General features: G+C 58.5%; 22 protein-coding genes and 2 tRNA genes. 4 read left to right on the top strand and 20 right to left on the bottom strand.

The annotated features are described in order from the left end of the window. Positions 1 to 50: 50 nt before the first annotated feature. From GXM22_RS07235 to spoIVB, 6 genes are all read right to left on the bottom strand, one after another. A complete protein-coding gene (locus GXM22_RS07235; RefSeq protein WP_035394072.1) occupies positions 51 to 530 on the bottom strand; it encodes an NUDIX hydrolase in 480 nt (159 codons plus the stop codon). Between the two features lie 146 nt (positions 531 to 676). Continuing rightward, positions 677 to 829 (bottom strand): hypothetical protein, encoded by a 153-nt coding sequence (locus GXM22_RS07230; protein ID WP_156065703.1) that lies wholly within the window; start codon positions 827 to 829, stop codon positions 677 to 679. 17 nt (positions 830 to 846) lie between these two features. Then, entirely contained in the window at positions 847 to 1,362 is a 516-nt protein-coding gene (locus GXM22_RS07225) for a helix-turn-helix domain-containing protein (protein ID WP_335341486.1), read from the bottom strand. A gap of 175 nt (positions 1,363 to 1,537) precedes the next feature. After that, complete coding sequence (locus tag GXM22_RS07220; RefSeq protein ID WP_035394070.1) at positions 1,538 to 1,720, bottom strand: site-specific integrase; 183 nt, start codon at positions 1,718 to 1,720, stop codon at positions 1,538 to 1,540. A 178-nt stretch (positions 1,721 to 1,898) separates the two neighbouring features. After that, positions 1,899 to 2,657, bottom strand: a complete 759-nt coding sequence (gene spo0A / locus GXM22_RS07215; RefSeq protein WP_005932794.1) for a sporulation transcription factor Spo0A — start codon at positions 2,655 to 2,657, stop codon at positions 1,899 to 1,901. 135 nt (positions 2,658 to 2,792) lie between these two features. After that, positions 2,793 to 4,016, bottom strand: a complete 1,224-nt coding sequence (gene spoIVB / locus GXM22_RS07210; RefSeq protein ID WP_035394068.1) for a SpoIVB peptidase — start codon at positions 4,014 to 4,016, stop codon at positions 2,793 to 2,795. A gap of 181 nt (positions 4,017 to 4,197) precedes the next feature. Here spoIVB and GXM22_RS07205 point away from each other — a divergent pair. Further along, a tRNA-Leu gene (locus GXM22_RS07205) sits at positions 4,198 to 4,278 on the top strand. A 115-nt stretch (positions 4,279 to 4,393) separates the two neighbouring features. Here GXM22_RS07205 and GXM22_RS07200 read toward each other — a convergent pair. Further along, positions 4,394 to 4,473 (bottom strand) — tRNA-Leu (locus tag GXM22_RS07200). Between the two features lie 141 nt (positions 4,474 to 4,614). On the opposite strand from GXM22_RS07200, the gene GXM22_RS07195 reads away from it, so the two are divergent. After that, positions 4,615 to 5,463: a polysaccharide deacetylase family protein gene (locus GXM22_RS07195; RefSeq protein ID WP_099357189.1), complete on the top strand. Its 849-nt coding sequence runs from the start codon at positions 4,615 to 4,617 to the stop codon at positions 5,461 to 5,463. On the opposite strand, the gene GXM22_RS07190 is transcribed toward GXM22_RS07195, so the two are convergent. The 7 genes from GXM22_RS07190 to GXM22_RS07160 all read right to left on the bottom strand — a co-directional run bounded on the left by GXM22_RS07190 (position 5,423) and on the right by GXM22_RS07160 (position 11,412). Further along, positions 5,423 to 6,193: a MerR family transcriptional regulator gene (locus GXM22_RS07190; protein WP_099357190.1), complete on the bottom strand. Its 771-nt coding sequence runs from the start codon at positions 6,191 to 6,193 to the stop codon at positions 5,423 to 5,425. The two genes, GXM22_RS07195 and GXM22_RS07190, sit on opposite strands and share 41 nt — an antisense overlap. Before the next feature lie 124 nt (positions 6,194 to 6,317). Beyond that, a complete protein-coding gene (locus tag GXM22_RS07185) occupies positions 6,318 to 7,718 on the bottom strand; it encodes an aminopeptidase (protein WP_005932785.1) in 1,401 nt (466 codons plus the stop codon). A gap of 82 nt (positions 7,719 to 7,800) precedes the next feature. After that, the gene (locus GXM22_RS07180) at positions 7,801 to 8,364 is read right to left on the bottom strand and encodes a lytic transglycosylase domain-containing protein (RefSeq protein WP_005932783.1); all 564 of its coding nucleotides are present in this window, start codon (positions 8,362 to 8,364) and stop codon (positions 7,801 to 7,803) included. Then, positions 8,361 to 8,990, bottom strand: coding sequence for a dephospho-CoA kinase (gene coaE / locus GXM22_RS07175; RefSeq protein ID WP_005932782.1), 630 nt, complete (start codon positions 8,988 to 8,990; stop codon positions 8,361 to 8,363). The genes GXM22_RS07180 and coaE overlap by 4 nt, the downstream gene beginning before the upstream one ends. Beyond that, positions 8,987 to 10,012 (bottom strand): L-threonylcarbamoyladenylate synthase, encoded by a 1,026-nt coding sequence (locus GXM22_RS07170; protein WP_223454101.1) that lies wholly within the window; start codon positions 10,010 to 10,012, stop codon positions 8,987 to 8,989. Before GXM22_RS07170 ends, coaE begins: the two co-directional genes overlap by 4 nt. A gap of 85 nt (positions 10,013 to 10,097) precedes the next feature. After that, on the bottom strand, positions 10,098 to 11,189 hold the full coding sequence (gene prfA, locus GXM22_RS07165; protein ID WP_035394063.1) for a peptide chain release factor 1: 1,092 nt from the start codon (positions 11,187 to 11,189) through the stop codon (positions 10,098 to 10,100). A gap of 31 nt (positions 11,190 to 11,220) precedes the next feature. Continuing rightward, positions 11,221 to 11,412 (bottom strand): DUF951 domain-containing protein, encoded by a 192-nt coding sequence (locus GXM22_RS07160; RefSeq protein WP_005932779.1) that lies wholly within the window; start codon positions 11,410 to 11,412, stop codon positions 11,221 to 11,223. A gap of 196 nt (positions 11,413 to 11,608) precedes the next feature. Between GXM22_RS07160 and GXM22_RS07155 the strand changes: the two genes are divergently transcribed. Together GXM22_RS07155 and GXM22_RS07150 are read left to right on the top strand one after the other, a co-directional pair. After that, positions 11,609 to 12,544: a S1 RNA-binding domain-containing protein gene (locus tag GXM22_RS07155; protein ID WP_005932778.1), complete on the top strand. Its 936-nt coding sequence runs from the start codon at positions 11,609 to 11,611 to the stop codon at positions 12,542 to 12,544. Positions 12,545 to 12,624: 80 nt separating this feature from the next. Continuing rightward, complete coding sequence (locus tag GXM22_RS07150) at positions 12,625 to 13,179, top strand: DUF4364 family protein (protein WP_242651572.1); 555 nt, start codon at positions 12,625 to 12,627, stop codon at positions 13,177 to 13,179. A 39-nt stretch (positions 13,180 to 13,218) separates the two neighbouring features. Here GXM22_RS07150 and yqeB read toward each other — a convergent pair whose 3' ends face one another. Genes yqeB through selD form a run of 6 tightly spaced genes read right to left on the bottom strand, consistent with a single transcriptional unit; the run spans position 13,219 to position 18,136 of the window. Further along, positions 13,219 to 14,034: a selenium-dependent molybdenum cofactor biosynthesis protein YqeB gene (yqeB, locus tag GXM22_RS07145; protein ID WP_005932776.1), complete on the bottom strand. Its 816-nt coding sequence runs from the start codon at positions 14,032 to 14,034 to the stop codon at positions 13,219 to 13,221. Positions 14,035 to 14,037: 3 nt separating this feature from the next. Next, entirely contained in the window at positions 14,038 to 15,069 is a 1,032-nt protein-coding gene (locus tag GXM22_RS07140) for an XdhC family protein (RefSeq protein ID WP_099357191.1), read from the bottom strand. 18 nt (positions 15,070 to 15,087) lie between these two features. Continuing rightward, complete coding sequence (locus tag GXM22_RS07135) at positions 15,088 to 15,318, bottom strand: putative Se/S carrier protein (protein ID WP_005932773.1); 231 nt, start codon at positions 15,316 to 15,318, stop codon at positions 15,088 to 15,090. Between the two features lie 3 nt (positions 15,319 to 15,321). After that, positions 15,322 to 16,455 (bottom strand): aminotransferase class V-fold PLP-dependent enzyme, encoded by a 1,134-nt coding sequence (locus tag GXM22_RS07130; RefSeq protein WP_099357192.1) that lies wholly within the window; start codon positions 16,453 to 16,455, stop codon positions 15,322 to 15,324. After that, positions 16,452 to 17,084 carry a sulfurtransferase-like selenium metabolism protein YedF gene (gene yedF, locus GXM22_RS07125; protein ID WP_035394061.1) on the bottom strand — a complete coding sequence of 211 codons (633 nt, stop codon included), beginning with the start codon at positions 17,082 to 17,084 and terminating at the stop codon, positions 16,452 to 16,454. Before yedF ends, GXM22_RS07130 begins: the two co-directional genes overlap by 4 nt. A 14-nt stretch (positions 17,085 to 17,098) precedes the next feature. Beyond that, the gene (gene selD / locus GXM22_RS07120; protein WP_035394059.1) at positions 17,099 to 18,136 is read right to left on the bottom strand and encodes a selenide, water dikinase SelD; all 1,038 of its coding nucleotides are present in this window, start codon (positions 18,134 to 18,136) and stop codon (positions 17,099 to 17,101) included. Position 18,137: the final 1 nt, after the last annotated feature.

Here is an 18,137-nt window from a genome sequence, read left to right as displayed (position 1 = left end):
ATTCCTCAATTTTGTACAACAAAAGCGTCAACATCGAAAGCACAGATTCATCATCGCACTTCCGTTCGGATCGTGAACCCATCCGGAAGGTTGGAAATTTCTTTTTTCAGGAACAATGGATAAAAAGTTTCATCCTTTAATTGAGCAATCTCTAACCATTTAAATATATGCGTATCGGTTCCCTCTGTTCGAGTGAACGTGTTTTGCCTTTCCAGCAGGCCAGCATCTGCGGTATCCATCAAAAAATAAATACATATCTCGTGATATCGGAGACCATCTGTATCTTTTGTGAAAAAAGATTGATTCAACCATAATGGCCGGGATATCTTCAGTGAAACACCAAGCTCTTCCCGAACTTCCCGTATCATCGCTTGTTCGGCCGTTTCCTCCATCATCACTCTACCCCCGGGCAGAGAGTAGTACTCTGACGGTTTGTCATGGGACATTGCCAAAATTCTTCCGTTAGAAATTATGATTGCACTCACTCTGTAATTAAACTTTTCATCGCCCATCTTAAAAGAGATATCCACTTTCCATCACGCTCCTTCACTCATTCTCATTCGTACATCCGCCCCTATTTTACCAGCAATAAGAGAACACAGCAATTTCTTCAAGCAAAAACGCCAGCGTACCATGTTTTCGCAACACGATACGCTGGTGTCTTATTGTTCTGCTGTTACCCAGCCTTCGGTGTGAGCCATCCTTTTACAGTGTCCGCATCGACCTTGCTTGCTTTTGCAATCTGCTCAATCGATACACCCTGTTCATAAAGGCTCTGTGCCATCTCAACTGCCATTTCTTTTCGGCTTTCTACTCTCAGCTCTTCCATAGCCTTGCACATTTCGCTCAACATGCTTTCGGGGCGATCCAACTGCTTACAGTATCAACATCATAGCCAAGAAGGTCTGCGATTTCTTCTACGGAATTTCCCTTCCGACTGAGTTTCAAGGCAGTCTTTTTTGCCTGTTCCATTTTACCGATTTCTACGCCTTCAGCTTTTCCCTCGGCATAGCTTTCAACTCTCAATTCTTCCATAGCCTTGCACATACTGCCCACTCCTTTTGGGTTTTCTTTCAAGTAGCGCGTTCGTTCTGCCATCAGGTCAAAGTTCATCTCCTCTGCACTGGTGCAATTGAAATCGTGCATCAGTTTTCCAATGTCAGAATCGCCACGGTACTCGCCATTGACATACAGAATATGAGTTCCATCTTCAAACGGCAAGCCCAGTGTCAAGTTTATGTTCTGAATGACATATACAGGTTTTCCGGCCTTATAGTAATCTTTTTCCGTAATGAAAATGACATAGGTATCCGGCAGTTCTCGGTAATCCTGATCCTTGTCCAGATTTTCCACATCCATCACGCTGGAATGATATCTTGCCTAGTGCGGGTCAGCTCCATTGTCAGAGCGCTGAAGGTCTTCCTGATGATGCCGTTCACGCTTCTGTGCTTCGGTTTCCTGCAACTTCCCTCACCTCCTGTTTCTATTGTTTATTTTATCATAGAGCAGTCATTTTATCAACCATCGTTCAACCGCATTAGTTGACGCTAATATAGTTCTGTACCATCATGTGCGTCACCTTCTCCGTCTGCACAATTCCCTGTTCGTTGGAAAATCTAATAAATAATCGCATCGTCTGTTCGTAGCTTCCAATCGTCTTTTGGCTCAACCCCTTCAATTCACAGTGCTCTATGAACAGCTCCACATCACGTTCCAACATAAAAACAACCTCCTGGATCATCTGCCACCCCAATGAATCCAGAAGGTTTATCGCTACGGAAGGTTTCTGTTTATCACTACGGAATCCATAATTCTATAATTCCATAGCGATAAACATTTTTCACCATCCCAGAATTACCAGCTTTGCGCACAAAATATCACGTCGGCATGTGCATCCATCACACTGCCCTCTGCCGCTTATCCAGCCGCATCTTGTCAGCGATCATCGCAATGAATTCGCTGTTGGTGGGTTTTCCCCGCAGGTTGTGGATGGTATAGCCGAAGTAGCTGTTGAGGGTATCCACATCGCCCCGGTCCCACGCCACCTCGATGGCATGGCGGATGGCGCGCTCCACGCGGCTGGCAGTGGTACCGTTTTTCTTGGCGATTTCCGGGTAGAGGCGTTTGGTCACAGCGTTGATGTACTCCGGCTCGTTCATGGTGAGCAGGATGGCATCCCGCAGGAACTGATAGCCCTTGATATGAGCGGGAACACCGATCTGGTGCAGGATCTCAGTGACTGTCAGTTCATCGCTGTCCACGCTGGTGTGCAGGATGCGCTTTTCCTGCCCGGCAGCCACCTTCAGCACGCGGTTTGCCAGAACCGTCTCGTCAAAGGGCTTGACGAAGTAGTAAGCAAAGCCCTCGTCCAGCAGCTCCTGCACCATTTCCTCGCTCTGGAACGCCCCCGTCACAAAGAAAGAGGTGTGACGTTCACCGGCTGCATTGTACTTCTGTTTCACAGCCAGCGCATCCAGCCCGGGCATAAAGGCATCCAGCAACACCACCTGGGGCCGCACTGCAAGCATTTTCTGCAGGACCTTCAGGCCGTCTTTTTCCACCACGGTCACCTCTACGCCCTTCTGCTCCAAAGCTTCACGACAGGCTGCCGTGATCTCTGCGCCAGTATCCGACATCAAAAATTTGATCTTGTCCATCGTTCATTCCTCCAATGTGTGCGGTTTTCCTTACGTTTCTGATTTTACCATAAATTCCCATGGATTTCAACTGTTATTTTTGCCATATTATGGAATCTTCAGTCGAATCAGCCTGTTTTGTTTTACCAAATCTGCTCATTTTTCCGCCGTTGCAACCTGTTCAGCCTGCTCCAGCATGGTCTGCGCGAAAATTCCATAGCCCCGTGTCGGATCGTTGACGAGAACATGGGTCACTGCGCCGACCAGCCGCCCATTCTGCAAAATGGGACTGCCGCTCATCCCCTGCACAATGCCGCCGGTCCGGGAAAGCAGGGCTTTGTCCACCACCCGGACGACCATATTGCGGCGCGGGTCGGCATCGCTGATCTTCTCGATGCGGACATGGTAGGTACGGGGCGTTTCCCCGGCGACGGTAGCCAGGATCTGTGCATCCCCCGTCTCGACCTCCTGCGCAAACGCCACCGGCATGGTTTGCCCGGAAAAGCCTGTCCGTGTTGTGCCATAAACGCCGTTTTCTCCATTGATCCGGATGCTGCCAATGGCGTGGGCGCTCAGGAACTTCCCCTTCAGCTCCCCTGGGCTGCCCACAGTGCCCATGCTGCACCCGGTGATCTCACATGGCACGATCTCCCCGCTGCGCAGAGCGATGCTTTCGCCGGTGTCGCCGTCGCTGATGGGATGCCCCAGCCCCGCAAAGACACCCTTTTCCGGGTCCACAAAGGTCAGAGTGCCCACACCGGCGGAGGAATCCCGCACCCACATGCCTGCCCGCCACTGGGCGGCAGCGGCATCCCAGACAGGGGTCAGGGTGGTGCTGCGCTGTTCCCCGCTGCGGACATAGATGACCTCTGCAGCGCTTCCCCGGGCGGCTTCCAGCGCTTCCTTCACAGCGTCATTGTTTTCCGTTCTGATCTGTCCAATGCGGATCACGCGGTCTCCCAGACGCAGTCCCGCTGCCTTTGCCGGGTTCACTGTGCTCCCGCCGGGGCTGTCGATATCGGAAAAGCCAACGATCAGTGCCCCCTCGGAGAACATTTTGACCCCGAACGGCGTACCGCAGACCGTGACCTGCGTGCGCTCCGTGACCACCGTGCGGATATTCTTGATGGGAAGCCAGCCGCCCAGTGACAGAGTGGTCTGGTAACTGCCCACGACCTGGGTACTGGCCGCATTCTGGCTGCCGTGAAACCCCATAGGTTCCACCCAGCCAAAGCGGGGCAAAAGCAAGGCCTGCCCGGGTTCCAGATAAACACGATCCGGCAGGCGGCTGTACAGCCAACCCAGCAGCAGAAACGGCAGCAGGAGAAGATACACTGCTGTCAGTCTCAGCAATCGCTGTGCTCTGTTGCGTCGTTTCACGGTCCTGCCTCCCCGGTGATAATTTGTTCTAGTATGCACCGGGACACGATCGAATATGAAACGAGGAAATTTCTATCAAAATCGCTTGACTTTCCCGGGGTAATGTGGTAGTATATTCAAGCAGTCCGCAACAACGGTTTCAAGCCTCAGAAATCCAGGATTGCAACAATTTTATAGTTGTGCGAGGGTGGCGGAACTGGCAGACGCGCACGTTTGAGGTGCGTGTGGTTTATCCTTGGGGGTTCGAGTCCCCTCCCTCGCATAAAAGAAATCCCACGGTCTAGCGATAGATCGTGGGCTTTTCTTATGCTTTCCAACCAAAGCCACAAACAAAACGGCAGGCCCGGATTCTATCCAAGGGCCTGCCGTTTTGTGTATGCAGGAGAAGGGACTTGAACCCTCACTCACTGGGAACTGGTGCCTAAAACCAGCGCGTCTGCCATTCCGCCACTCCTGCATGGAGAACTTATTTAGTTTATCAATTTTTGCGGGAAATGTCAATTCCTCTGCCTGCTTTTGTATTCTACAAATTTTCAGCGGGTCATATCCTATAAGAGATACTGCAGATCCAATGCGATTTGTCAAGGAGGTTTGGGAGATGGTTTCATGGCTGAGAGCAAACGGGAAGTTTTTATTTCGCGGGGCAGCTCTGCTTCTGGCGGGCGCAGCGGCAGGCTTTGGGCTGGGGCTGTTCTTTGCTGTGCCGGTGGGGCCCGGCTGCCAGGAAAGCGACCTGACCCCGGTACCGGATACCGGCTTTGTCTCCCCTGCTCCGGAGGCAGCCCCTGCAAGCTCATTGCCGCAGGAGGAGCCGGTGCCGGAGAAATGGGTCTGCCTGACCTTCGATGATGGCCCCAGCAAAACGACCCCGGCGGTTCTGGATGCGCTGAACGCCGCCGGGGTCAAGGCCACCTTTTTTGTGGTGGCCACGGGCTACAATGAAAAGTACCTGCCGCTCATTGCGGATGCAGCGGCAGCAGGCCACCAGATCGCGCTGCATTCTGCTTCCCATGAATACAGTGACATCTACCAGAGTGCAGATGCTTACTGGCAGGATATCACCCTGTTGAAAGAGCGCATCTCGCCCTATGTCAACACAGCTTCTCTGCATTACCTGCGCTTTCCGGGCGGCAGCACCAACACGGTCAGCCGCCGCTACGGCGGGCGCGGTGTGATGGCCGAGCTGAAACAGCAGTGTGCCGAGAAGGGATATGCCTATGTAGACTGGAATGTCTGCGCTGAGGATGCCGTGGGCGGCAAGCCCAGTGCCGGAACCATCTACCGGAATGTGGTGCGTGAGACCGGCGAGCAGACCCAGTGCATCGTTCTGATGCATGATTCTGCCACCACCCGCACCACCGCCGAGGCGCTGCCGGACATCATCCAGTGGTATCGGGATCAGGGGTTCACATTCTGCCGCGTAGAGCAAGTGTTCCCAGCACCATAGCGGCCACTGCCACAGGGAGCAGCCGCTGTAGCCAGCGCAGCAGGCGTTCCCGCCTGAGCGGCAGTCCCGTTTTGAGAGATTCCGGGAAGAGTGCTTCGCAGCAGATAGAATCGCAATAGCGGCCCTGCCCGCGCCATGCCTTATACCGGATACCGTGCCACTCAAACTCCGGGTACATTCCCCCTTTTGTGATGCAGACGGGGCTCCCTTGAGCTTCCCCATAGCGCAGCAGCACGGCTGCAAAATCCTCCGGGGTATTGATGGACTGTTCCGATACGATGAAAAAGCGTTTTTTCTGTTCGTTTTCTGCCACGGTACGGTAATCCCTGAGCCAGCCGGAGAAAAATCTGCCCGGCTCCTGCGGGTCCTGCATCCGTTTCAGGCAGTCGTCCACATCCAGCTGATCCACCTGAGGAGTCTGTTGGGTCAGCTCTGCGCAAAAGCGGATCGCACCCGCCAGCTGTGCCGCCTGCTGCTCCAGTACCGCCTGCTGTGCCTGAAGTGCTTCGCTCAGCGGCTGTTCCCCGTTGAGGACCCTCTGTATTACGGGCAGCGGCATATCCAGCATCCGAAGCATCCGGATCAGTTTCAGGGTCCGGATATCCCCGGCGGTGTAATCCCGGTAGGCATTGCCCCGGTTACGGGCAGGGGTCATCAGCCCTTCTTTTTCGTAGAAGCGGATGTTGGGGCTGGAAACTCCACTCTGTTCCGCAGCCTGTTTGATGTTCATTTGCTTCACCTCCGCCCTTACACTACACCATAAAGTCGGTTGAAGGTCAAGCATTTTTCAAAAAATAGCGCAAAAATGCCCCGGCGGGCGCAAAACCTGCCGGGGCATTCATTCTGGATCGCGCTTACTGTGCGTTGTTGAACAGGGAGAAGGCACGGTAAGCCATGTACAGGTCGTTCTTATGGATGACCTCGAAGGGAGCGTGCATGGACAGCACAGGCACACCGATATCCAGCACGGGGATGCCGCGGTTTGCGACATACTTGGCGATGGTACCGCCGCCGCCCAGATCCAGACGGCCCAGCTCACCGATCTGCCATGCAACGTTACCGTTGTCCAGCATCCGGGTAATATCACTGACCAGCTCAGCGCAGGCATCGCTTGCGGAGCCCTTGCTGCCGCCGCCGGTGTACTTGAAGATGGCAACGCCGCGGCCTGCATAAGTGCCGTTCATAGGCTCGAATGCACTTGCCCAGGTGGGATCGTAGGCAGCGGTCACGTCAGCGGACAGGCAGACGCTGTGACGGAAGGCCAGGATATCATCCTGACCGGCGGTACGGCAGAGCTCCTGCATGAAGTGGAAGGCGTACATGCTCTGCATACCGGTCACGCCGTCGGAGCCGATCTCTTCCTTATCGGTCAGGACGCAGACAGTGGTGTAAGCGGGGTTCTTGGTCTCGATCTCGGCCATCAGTGCGGGATAAGCGTCCACACGGTCATCGTGGCCATAGCCGCCCACCATGGAGCGGTCGAAGCCAACGTCGCGGCTCTTGTAAGCCGGGGTGATCTCGATCTCAGCGCGCATGAACTCCTTCTCAGTGATGCCGTACTTCTCGTTGAGCAGGATCATGGTGTTCAGCTTGACAGCTTCCTTGACGTTCTCGTCATCAACAGCATCGGAGCCGATGAGGATGTTCAGCTCCTCAGCCTTGATGCCGTCCTTCAGGGGACGGGCGTTCTGCTCGGCACCCAGATGGGGCAACAGGTCGGTGATGCAGAAGACGGGATCGTTCTCATCCTCGCCCACACGGACGGTGACGGTGGAGCCATCCTCACGGGTGAACACGCCGTGGATGGACAGAGGGATAGTGCCCCACTGATACTTGCGGATACCACCGTAGTAATGGGTCTTGAAGTAGCTCAGGTGGTCAGACTCATACAGCGGGGTGGGACGCAGGTCCAGACGGGGGCTGTCGGTGTGGGCAATGACCAGATGGAAGCCATCCTCAAAGCTCTTGGTACCGATGGTGGAAGCCACCACAGCCTTGTTGCACTGGACAAAGTAGATCTTGTCGCCGGGCTTGTAGGTTTTTTTCGGGTCGAACTGCTGGTAGCCTGCATCCTTGAGCATCTGCTCGCTCTCGGCGGCGACCTCGCGCTCGGTCTTGCCTGCATCCAGGAACTTCTTGTAGCCCTCGGCAAAGTCGTGGGCCTTCTGCTTCACGTCAGCGTCCTTATCGGCGACGTAAGCAGGCTTATAGAGCAGCTTTTCAGCCAGCTGCTGGTTCGGAGTTTTTTCTGCCATAGAATTTCTCCTGCCTTTCTCTTTCGGTATTCCTAAATATTTCAAACCGGCGCAAGCCGGTTCAAGCGGGTTTGCAGCCTGCTCAGGCTCCGTACAGCTCGGTGTACTTGGCATAGCAGGCGGTGATCTTTTCCACATAGTGGTGCATCTGGTTATAGGGGAAACCCGACAGGGTCAACCCGTCCTCTGAATGTTCCTCCTTCTGAAGCAGGGCATCCACAGTGCCCCACCCGCTGTGGTAGGCTGCGGCGGCCGTGGAGATATCGCCGTTGTAACGCACCAGGCAGAGGTGGAGGTAATAGCATCCAAAGCGGATGCTCACATCAGGGTCGTACAGGTTGCCAAAGGAAACCTCCTCCCCCAGGCCCAGCTTACTGCGGAGCCAGAGGAAGGTCTCCTCTGTCATCTGCATCAGGCCGCGCGCATCGACACTGGAAGTTGCGCCCGGGTCAAAGCCGCTCTCGGTGCGGATGAAGGAATAGACCAGCAGCGGGTCAAGGTCATACTCGGCGGCGTACTGCTCCACAAGGTCGTTGTATTTCCGCGGGTAGAGCCGCTGTTCCACCTGACGGCGCACCGGCGGCAGCGCCAGCAGGACCACACAGAGCAGAAAGAGCAGCACCAGCGTTTTCAAAAACTTTTTCAAAGCGACGTGTCCGCGCCCCCTTTCCGTGCACCCTCAGCCTGCAGCTGCTCACAGAGCGCCGCTGCCGCCGCTTCCAGCGAAGCAAGGTCAGCATCGTTGCGCAGGACAAGATCGGCCCTGGCAAGCAGGACCTCTTCCGGGGTCTGGGCGTTGAGCCGCCGTGCCGCCATCTCCGGGGCGATACCGTCCCGGGCCGCAATGCGGGCCACACTGGTGGCAAAGGGCGCAGTGACCACGCAGAGGTGGTCGCACTCTTTTTCCGCATCAGTGCCCACGATCACGGCTCCGTCTATCACAAAAAGCGGTGCTCCGGCTTCCCGGGCGGCCTGCTTCAATCTGCAGACCCGCCGGATGATCTCCGGAAGCACGAGAGAATCCAGAGCGGCCTTTCCTTCCGGCGCAGCAAAGGCGCGGTCTGCCAGCAGGCGGCGATTCAGGCTGCCGTCGGCATACAGGATATCTGCCCCGAACCGCTGGGCCAACACTGGCAGCAGCGGAGAACCGGGCAGCAGGATCTCGCGGGAGATCTGGTCAGCATCCACCAGCGGGACACCATGGGCGGCAAACACCGCCGTCACGGTCGATTTGCCGCAGCCGCTGCGGCCGGTGATCCCAAGCGTGATCATAGCTGGATCACCCGGAACGCTGCTGCACGGATCAGGCGGTTGTACACCGCCATGGACAGGCCGTCCTTTTTGGGGCAGCGGGCATAGACCACCCCGTCCCCCTGCTCATCCAGGGCGCGCAGGCTGCGGAAGATATGCTTTGCCTGATCGGCACCATCGCCCTCCCTGCCATACTCCACGCAGGGCCAGCCGAGCTTTTCGGCCTCGCCGGTAAAGCAGAGGCAGCTGGGGTTCTGGTCGGCATGGGCATCCACATAGGCCTTGAACTGCTCAAAGGTGCCGTCCAGCAGGGTGACATCTGCCTTAGGGGCGTAATGCTTATACTTCATGCCGGGGCTGCGGACAACAGCACCCTCGGGCAGCTTTTCGAGGATGGCTTTGGAGACCTCGACCTCCTCACCCAGAGCGCGCTCCAGATCTTCCAGCGTGATATGGCCGGGGCGGAACAAGGTGGGCTTTTCGCCTACCACAGAGATCACGGTACTCTCCACACCCACATCGCACTCGCCGCCATCCAGGATCAGGGGCAGACGGCCATCCATATCGGTGAACACATCCTGTGCGTTGGTGGGGCTGGGCTTGCCGGAAAGGTTCGCGCTGGGGGCCGCAAAGGCACAGCCGCTCTGCGCAATGACAGCCCGTGCCACCGGGTGGCTGGGCATCCGGATGCCCACCGTGTCCAGACCGGCACAGCACTCCGCGGCCACCTCCGGGCCGCGGGGCATGATGATGGTCAGAGGGCCGGGGCAGAACGCGGCCATCAGCAGCTGGGCACGCTCAGGCACCTCGCTGACAAGGCCGGGCAGCATCTCCGGGCCGGTGACATGGACGATCAGGGGGTTGTCCTGCGGGCGGCCCTTGGCCACAAAGATCTTTGCGACTGCCGCGCCGTTGCGTGCATCGGCGGCAATGCCGTAGACCGTCTCGGTGGGCAGGGCCACCAGCTCCCCTCTGCGCAGCAGATCAGCCGCTTTGGCGATTGCTTCGCCCTCAGCAGGTAAAATTTCAGTTTTCATTTTCATGCGATTCATCGTTCTTTCTATCTGTAAAGTAAAAATACTTTTCAATCATCAAATCAACGCAAGCATGTTATTTTTCACTGCAGTATCATTCAGCCTGTGCGTTGAGCTGACGCAGTTTTTCAGCCTGTTCATGGGTTGCCAGTGCATCAATGATCTCGTCCAGATTGCCGTCCATGATCTTATCCAGATTGTGGACCGTCAGGCCAATGCGGTGGTCAGTGCAGCGATCCTGCGGGAAGTTGTAAGTCCGGATCTTCTCGCTGCGGTCACCGGTTCCCACCTGCCCCGCGCGGTTGGCATTGATGGCATCCTGCTGTTCCTTCTGCTTCTGGGCCAGCAGGCGGCTGCGCAGGACCTCCAGTGCCTTATCCTTATTCTGGAACTGGCTGCGCTCGTTCTGGCACTCCACCACCATTCCGGTTGGGATGTGCGTGACCCGGATGGCGCTGGACGTTTTGTTGATGTGCTGGCCGCCCGCACCCGAGGAGCGGAAGGTATCGATGCGCAGATCCTTGGGGTCGATGACAAGATCCACCTCTTCGGCCTGCGGCATCACCGCCACGGTTGCCGTGGAGGTGTGGATGCGGCCCTGCGTTTCGGTCTCGGGCACACGTTGGACACGGTGCACCCCGCTCTCATACTTGAGCCGGTTATAGGCCCCTGCGCCGTTCACGGCAAGGATGGCTTCCTTGACACCGCCCAGCTCCGTCTCGTTGAGGTTCAGCACCTCCAGCTCCCAGCCCCTGCTCTGGACGTACATGGTGTACATCCGCATCAGGCTGTGGGCAAACAGCGCGGCTTCTTCGCCGCCCGCACCGCCGCGCAGCTCCATGATGACACTTTTATCATCGTTGACATCCTTGGGCAGCAGCAAAATTTTAAGATTATTTTCCAGCTGCGCCACTTCCTGACTTTTTTCGCCGATCTCCTGCTGTACCATTTCCTTAAAGTCCGGATCAAGGGTCTCGCCCTCGAGCAGGGCTTTGGCCTGAGCAAGATGATCCTGCGCCGTGGTCAGGGCCTGATAGGCCTGCACCACAGGTTCCGCCTCGTGATACTCCTGCATCAAGCGGCGGAACAGTGCGGGATCTGCCGCTGTTTCCGGCTGGTTCAGGCGGATGGAAAGTTCTTCAAACCGGTGGCTGACAGCCTCCATTTGGGAAAGCAGTCTTGACATACTGTGCAGTTCTCCTTACATGACCCAATGGTTACTCGGCAGCGCCGGGCTTGAGCACTTTCTTGATGTTTTTTTCAATTTTCGCGCGGGGCAGCATGACCTCACGGCCGCAGCCCGTGCAGCGGATCTTGAAATCCATACCGACCCGGAGCACCTCGAAGCTGGAAGCTCCGCACGGGTGTTTTTTGCGGGTCTGGATGGTATCTCCCACTGCGATATCCATATTTCTTTCCCTCCTGCCGCCCCTTTGCGGGGCAGTACCCTGTGCAGCAGGTTTCCATGCCGCACATACAGATATAGTATAAACCAAACTCGTATAAAATGCAATTGTCCGCGCATAGAGTTTTAATGCCGACACCTGCTTTGTGTGCCGACGTGCAGCGGAAAACGCTAAAATAACACAGAAAGAGGAACAAACCATGATGCAGACATTTCGTACTGAAGGCAATTACCGTTCCGCAGACCGGCTCAGCCCCGCAGAACTGCGCGCCGCCATCGCCAGCCGCGAAATTTTACAGAGCACTGCCCTTGCCTTTGACACCCAGCGCCAGCTCCGGTTCGACCTGGGCGGGGTAAAGGCCGTGATGCCCTTTGGTCAGTGTGCCGATGGGGCCGAGAGCGGCACCGTGCGGGACATTGCGGTGCTGACGCGGGTGGGCCGCCCCACCTGCTTTGTGATTGAAGGGATGGAGACCGGGGAAAACGGCCAGCCCTGCTACCTGCTTTCCCGGGCTGAGGCACAGCGGATGTGCAAGGCAGAGTATCTGGACACCTTACAGCCCGGGGACATCCTGCCCTGCACTGTGACCCACATCGAGCCGTTTGGTGCCTTTTGTGACGTTGGGTGCGGCATCAGCGCCCTGCTGCCCATCGACTGCATGTCGGTCAGCCGCATCTCCTCCCCTGCCGACCGGGTGAGTGTGGGCCAGCAGATCCTGTGCGCCATCAAAAGCCGGGATGTGCAGGGGCGATTCGTGCTGACCATCCGTGAGCTGCTGGGCACCTGGGAGGAGAACGCCGCCGGGTTCACCGTGGGCGAGACCGTGGTGGGCATTGTGCGGAGCGTGGAGGAATACGGCACCTTTGTGGAGATCGCCCCCAATCTGGCCGGCCTTGCCGAGACCTGCCCCGACCTGCACCCCGGGCAGGCGGTGAGCGTCTACATCAAAAACATCCTGCCCGATAAAATGAAGATCAAGCTGGTCATCGTCAACCACAGCCTGGGCCAGAGCCACCGGTTCGACCTGCGCTATTTCATCACCGAGGGGCATATCGACCACTGGCTGTATTCCACCCCCGAAAGCCGCAAGCGCATTGAAACAGATTTTGCGGTTGCGGCTTGCAATCCTGTCTGAAACCCTTTATACTATAAGAAAGTGATTCTTTACGGCCTGCCCTGAGGCAGTGCCGGGCAGCAATTTGAAATGACAGGGGGATGTGCAGAACGATGGCCGCCAACGATGCTTTTACCGCCGGTGTTCGTCCCGGCGGGCTGACCGACAGCACGGAGATCCGGTTGCTGTTGTGTTATCTGGTAAAGAATGCCGGGCCGATCACCCGGACGGAGATCGAGAACGCGCTGATGGAAGAACAGCTGGTCAACTATTTTGAGATCGGCTCCTGTCTGGATGATATCACCCGCCAGCAGCTGGTCACGCTGAAGGAAGATCGCTATTCCATCACCGAAAAAGGACGCAAGGTCGCGCAGGAGCTTGCCTATGACCTACCCCGCAGTGTGCGGGAGCGCGCGGTGGCGGCGGTTCTGCGCAGCCAGACCTGGACCCGCAAGGAAGCCGAGTACAGCGCCCGCATCACCGAAAAGCCGGACGGCCACTGCTCCATCCGCTGCACCATCAAGGCACTGGATCAGGAGCTGTTTTGTCTGGACATCGGCACGCCTGACCGGCTGAGTGCCGATCTGGTCAAGAAGCAGTTCATCCTCAAGGGCAACGAGATCTATCAGATGCTCATCACCAAACTGACAGAGTAACAAAGAAACGGGGCTGTTGCAAAAACAGTCCCGTTTCTTTTAGTTCCAGCACTCTGCGGCAATCAGTTCCAGCACACTGCCCGCAATGCAGCGGGCCTTATCCGAGATGAGGAAGCAGTTTTCCAGCTCTGCGCGGCGGGGGTCCACATCAGCTACCTTGAACCCTTTGGTCACCGGGTAGCCATCCCGCAGCAGCCCCCGCAGGATGCCGGAGATCTGTGTGACCACCGGCAGACGCTGACCGTCCGGCGTTTCGATCTCGGCCACAGCCTCGCCCACCTCCACAAAATCAGCGATAGAATGCAGGTTGCGGAAGATACCCGCGGCCTGTGCATGAAGCACACGCTCGGCACCATAGCCACCGATGATGCCCGGCACGCCGGAGTTGGGTGCGGCAGATCCCTCCCGGATGATGCGGCCCAGCTTGTGGCCGCGCTTGGTCTCCACCACCACGTCCACATCCTGCCCCGCCGCAAAGCCGGGGCCAAGGGCAATGGTCAGCGGAGCCATCTCCCGGGTGGTGCCCAGATTTTTCTTTGCGATGATGGCATCCACCAGAACAGCTGGCCTTGCCTGCGGCAGGCAAGCACCCGTTGGGTCTATCAGGACCGGCACTGCGTTCTGTGCCCAGACGGCATCGGCATCCGCCAGCGTCTCCACCCGGATGCCCCGCATTCCTTCCACAGCGGTCTCGCCTTCGTAAACAGCCTCGCAGAGAGACACCTGCCGACGGATGGCGGCGGGGTGGGCCGTCTCCAGCACCAGCACCCGCAGGCCAGCCGACCAGAGCCGATGCACAACACCGGTGGCAAGGTCTCCCCCGCCCCGGACAACGATCAGGTCATCACGCTTCATGGCTCATCCCTCCGGTTCCAGACGCTGCAAAAAGACTTCCATGGAGCCGCCGCAGGCCGCAATGGCGGCGGCATCGCTGGCCCCCTCTGTGGTAAAGGCAGCCAGCCTGCACGGGGCAGCCCCCGGCTCCAGCAATTCCCGCGCCAGCTGCTGGGTGCGGTACTCCATGATGCCGCCGCCCACGCTGCCCACGGCAGAGCCATCGGGCAGGACCAACATCTTGGAGCCTTCCTCCCGTGGCGTGGAGCCATGGCGGCCTACGATGGTCGCCAGCACCGCCGGGGCGGTCTGCTGTTCCAGCGCGGCCAGCAGCGCCGGGGAAAAGCCCTCGGTCTGCTGGCGGCTGTTTTTAACGGAGACGATCTCCGCAAGAATAGAAAGTGCAATCTCCTGTGCGGTTTTTGCGCCAATGGAAAGCCCAATGGGCGCGTGCAGGGCATCAATGCGCTCTTGCGGCAGCCCCAGCTCGGCCAGTTGTGTGTGCACCAGAGCCGCACGCTTCCGGCTGCCCATCATGCCCACATAGGCGGCGGGCTTTTGCAGAATAGAACGCAGGCAGGCAATATCACAGCTGTGGGCACGGGTCACGACCACAAAGTATGTCTCCTGCCCGCCGGGGATCTGCGCAAGCCCCTCTGTAAAGGGCAGGCAGAGCACAGCATCGGCCCCGGCCTGACGCAGCTCCTCCGCAAACTCGGGGCGGTCCTCCAGCGCTGTGACCGGCAGGCCCAGCAGCTTTGCCAGCCGCACCACCGACGCGCCCACATGGCCGCCGCCGCAGACCACAAGCCGCGGAGCCGCGCCAAAGCGTTCCACAAAGATGCGATGTCCGGCTGATTTCAGAATTCCACTGGAGGTCACAGCCGCCAGGGCAGGCAGATGCTCCCCCCAGAACGCAGGCAGTTTCTCCGGCCAGACCGGTGCTGTGTTCCGCAGCAGGACACGTTCCCCCTGCGACGGGCCTTCCAGCACCGTGGCCAGCAGAAAATCCCCCTCCCGGTCATGGAGTGCATTGAAAAAAGAACGGTTTCCCATCCAATTCTCCTTTATTTGTTATTGTTCTACCACCGCTGCGGCATCATAGGCAGCGGGGTCGATGCGGCTCTGCCACAGCTGCCAGTCCTCGGGCGGCATCCGCCACGCAAGGCCGCACCCGGCAGAGAGCTCCCGGGGCAGCGGAATGAGCCGCCCGGGGATGCGTTCCGCTTCGCAGTGTTTTTCCCATGCCATCGCTTCCACTGTGGTGCGGAAGGATAACACGATATAGGGTCTCTTTGCACGCATTATTTATTCCTCCGCCAGGCTGCGCACCGCACGGGCAGCGGCAAGCGCCTCCTCCCGGGTGTTGGTGTGGGAGAAGCTGAACCGCACCACACCCTGCTCCACGGTGCCCAGCGCCTTGTGCATCAGCGGAGCACAGTGCGCACCGGCCCGCACACAGATGCCGTACTCTTCCCAGAGCGCATCCGCCACCCGGGCGGAATCCTCGCCCGCCAGGTTCAGTGAGACGATGGGCGCACGCGGCGCAGTGAAGTCACCATAAAGCCGCACACCGGGAATTTCCCGGACAGTTTCGTAAAACAGGCGTGCAAGCGCATTTTCTTTTGTTTCCAACGCTTCCACGCCCTGTGTCAGGAGCCAGCGCACCCCGGCCCCCAGCCCGGCGATCCCCGGCACATTCAGCGTTCCGGCTTCCAAAGCAGTGGGCATTTCGACGGGGTGGCGTTCATCAAAGCTGTGGACTCCGCTGCCGCCCACCACAAGGGGGGCAACCTGCAGCCCGGGCCGGACATACAGCCCGCCGGTGCCCTGCGGGCCCAGCAGCGCCTTGTGCCCGGTAAAGCAGAGCACATCGATCCCCAGGGCCTGCACATCCACCGGCATGGCACCCGCTGTCTGGGCGGCATCCACGAGAAACAACAGGCCGTGCTTTTTTGCAAAAGCGGATACGAACGCCAGGTCCGTGCGGTTTCCGGTGACATTGGAAGCACCGGTCACAACCACTCCCCTGGTGTTTGGACGGAGCAGCTGCTCAAACTGCGCATAGCAGAGCACACCGTTTGCGTCCACATCCACAAAACTCACCTCACCCCCCTGCCTTTGGAGGCGGTAGAGGGGCCGCAGGACGGAATTGTGCTCACAGACCGTAGTGATGACATGATCCCCCGGGCCAAAGAGCCCGTTGATGGCCGTGTTCAGCGCCTGGGTCGCATTGGATGCAAAGGCGATGCAGGCCGGGCCTTCGGCGTGGAAGAGCTGGGCCAGCGCTTCCCGGGTCTCGTAGACGATGCGGGAGGCGTGCAGGGTGGGCGCATGGGCTCCACGGCCCGGGTTGCCCGCTGTCTGCAACGCATCCAGCATTGCCTGCCCCACCTCCGGGGGCTTGTACAAGGTGGTTGCGGCGTTGTCAAGGTAGATCACGGCTTGACCACGTTCCCGGCGTTCAGCATCTTTTCAGCGATGACATACATATTGGTCACGCCGCCCACGGCCAGCTTTTCCGTTATGCCGTAGTAGTTCAGGCAGGTGCCGCAGGTCAGGATCTCCACGCCCTCAGCTTCCAGTGCCTTCAGGTCTTCCAGCATGGGCGAACCCTCACAGGTCAGGGACGCGCCGCCGTTATAGAAGAGGATCGTCTTGGGCAGCTTGTCCTGCTGGGTCAGGGAAAACACGAAGGCCTTGAGCAGGGTCTTGCCCAGCTCCTCGGCCCCCTCCCCCATCTTGTCGGACGCGATGACCACCACTGTATCGGTGCGGGCATCCGGGATGCAGGTTTCCGCTTCTGCCTGCTGTTTCACCTTGCCCGGCACAGCGGTTTCCGCAGCAGGCGTGTCCTTGATGGTAAAGCGGACACGGTATTCCTGCTCGGCCAGTTTTTCGGAGCTGGACAGATAGCCCTTCTGCTGGGCCATCTTGGTCAGGTTCTGGACAGCGATCTCATTGTCCACCAGCACTTCCACCTCGCCGGGGCCGTGCAGCTCTGCAATGGCCTTTTTGGCCTTGACCACGGGCAGCGGACAGGCATCTCCACGGGCATCGATCTTGATCATCGGTTGTTCCTCCCTCATTCGTATGTTACTGTAATCTCCGGTGTCTGCTTTTCCCCAATGGTGCCCACGATTTTTGCGGGCAGACCCGCCGCCTGCAGCTCTGCTTCCAGGGCAGCGGCATCCTGCGGGGCCACGGCAAACAGCAGGCCGCCGGAGGTCTGGGGATCAAACAGGATCTCTTCCATCGGGAAGGGCACTTTCTCAAACCGGACAAAGGGCCCGGTGTGGTTGCGGTTGCGCTGACCGGCGGCGGTGTACAGGCAGGCATCTGCGGCCTCCCACGCACCGGGCAGCACCGGCACCGCATGGGCATCAATGACGCAGGAGAGCTTCTCCCCCATCATCTCGTGCAGATGGCCCAGGAAGCTGAACCCGGTCACATCCGTGGCGGCGTGCACCTCGTACCTGCGTGCGATCTCTGCCGCCGTTTTGTTCAGGGTGGTCATGGAACGGACGGCGGCTTCCATCTGCTCCGGAGCGGCTTCGCCCACCCGGTTGGCGGTGCAGATCAGCCCCACGCCAAGCGCCTTGGTCAGAAGAAGCTTGTCGCCCGGGCGGCCGGTATCGTTGGCCGTCAGGCGGTGCGGGTCTACAAGACCGGTCACCGACAGGCCGTACTTCACGCCGGTATCGGCAATGGAGTGCCCACCCGCCAGCGTACCCCCGGCTTCGGCCACCTTTTCGGCACCGCCGCGCAGGATCTCCCCCAACACGTTCAGATCCATGCTCTCGGGGAAGCAGACGAGATTCAGTGCCGTTTTGACCTCACCGCCCATGGCGTAGACATCGCTCAGGGCATTGGCCGCGGCGATCTGCCCGAAGGTATAGGGGTCATCGACCATCGGCGGGAAGAAATCCACCGTCTGCACCAGAGCAATGTCCTCTGTAATGCGGTAGACGGCAGCATCGTCCCGGCTGTCGTAGCCAACCAGAAGGTCGGGATCTTTTTCGCCCCGGGGCAGCTTTTCCAGAATGCGGCTCAGTACCCCGGCACCCAGCTTGGCGGTGCATCCGCCGCCGGTGCAGAAGACAATGGGGCCTTGTTCTGCCATT

This window comes from Faecalibacterium duncaniae (assembly GCF_010509575.1).
Lineage (GTDB): Bacteria > Bacillota > Clostridia > Oscillospirales > Ruminococcaceae > Faecalibacterium > Faecalibacterium duncaniae.
Note: the sequence above shows the minus strand (reverse complement) of the source record. Positions and strands in the feature narration are given on the sequence as shown.

Bases quoted from the DNA above. Each gene is read 5' to 3' on its own strand.
- GXM22_RS07155 (WP_005932778.1), top strand. From the start codon at position 11,609: ATGATGCAGACATTTCGTACTGAAGGCAATTACCGTTCCGCAGACCGG.
- GXM22_RS07140 (WP_099357191.1), bottom strand. From the start codon at position 15,069: ATGGGAAACCGTTCTTTTTTCAATGCACTCCATGACCGGGAGGGGGAT.
- yedF (WP_035394061.1), bottom strand. From the start codon at position 17,084: ATGATCAAGATCGATGCCCGTGGAGATGCCTGTCCGCTGCCCGTGGTC.
- GXM22_RS07135 (WP_005932773.1), bottom strand. From the start codon at position 15,318: ATGCGTGCAAAGAGACCCTATATCGTGTTATCCTTCCGCACCACAGTG.
- GXM22_RS07185 (WP_005932785.1), bottom strand. From the start codon at position 7,718: ATGGCAGAAAAAACTCCGAACCAGCAGCTGGCTGAAAAGCTGCTCTAT.
- GXM22_RS07195 (WP_099357189.1), top strand. From the start codon at position 4,615: ATGGTTTCATGGCTGAGAGCAAACGGGAAGTTTTTATTTCGCGGGGCA.
- GXM22_RS07230 (WP_156065703.1), bottom strand. From the start codon at position 829: ATGGAAGAGCTGAGAGTAGAAAGCCGAAAAGAAATGGCAGTTGAGATG.
- selD (WP_035394059.1), bottom strand. From the start codon at position 18,136: ATGGCAGAACAAGGCCCCATTGTCTTCTGCACCGGCGGCGGATGCACC.
- coaE (WP_005932782.1), bottom strand. From the start codon at position 8,990: ATGATCACGCTTGGGATCACCGGCCGCAGCGGCTGCGGCAAATCGACC.
- yqeB (WP_005932776.1), bottom strand. From the start codon at position 14,034: ATGAAGCGTGATGACCTGATCGTTGTCCGGGGCGGGGGAGACCTTGCC.
- GXM22_RS07150 (WP_242651572.1), top strand. From the start codon at position 12,625: ATGTGCAGAACGATGGCCGCCAACGATGCTTTTACCGCCGGTGTTCGT.
- spo0A (WP_005932794.1), bottom strand. From the start codon at position 2,657: ATGGACAAGATCAAATTTTTGATGTCGGATACTGGCGCAGAGATCACG.
- GXM22_RS07160 (WP_005932779.1), bottom strand. From the start codon at position 11,412: ATGGATATCGCAGTGGGAGATACCATCCAGACCCGCAAAAAACACCCG.
- prfA (WP_035394063.1), bottom strand. From the start codon at position 11,189: ATGTCAAGACTGCTTTCCCAAATGGAGGCTGTCAGCCACCGGTTTGAA.
- GXM22_RS07190 (WP_099357190.1), bottom strand. From the start codon at position 6,193: ATGAACATCAAACAGGCTGCGGAACAGAGTGGAGTTTCCAGCCCCAAC.
- GXM22_RS07170 (WP_223454101.1), bottom strand. From the start codon at position 10,012: ATGAAAATGAAAACTGAAATTTTACCTGCTGAGGGCGAAGCAATCGCC.
- GXM22_RS07220 (WP_035394070.1), bottom strand. From the start codon at position 1,720: ATGTTGGAACGTGATGTGGAGCTGTTCATAGAGCACTGTGAATTGAAG.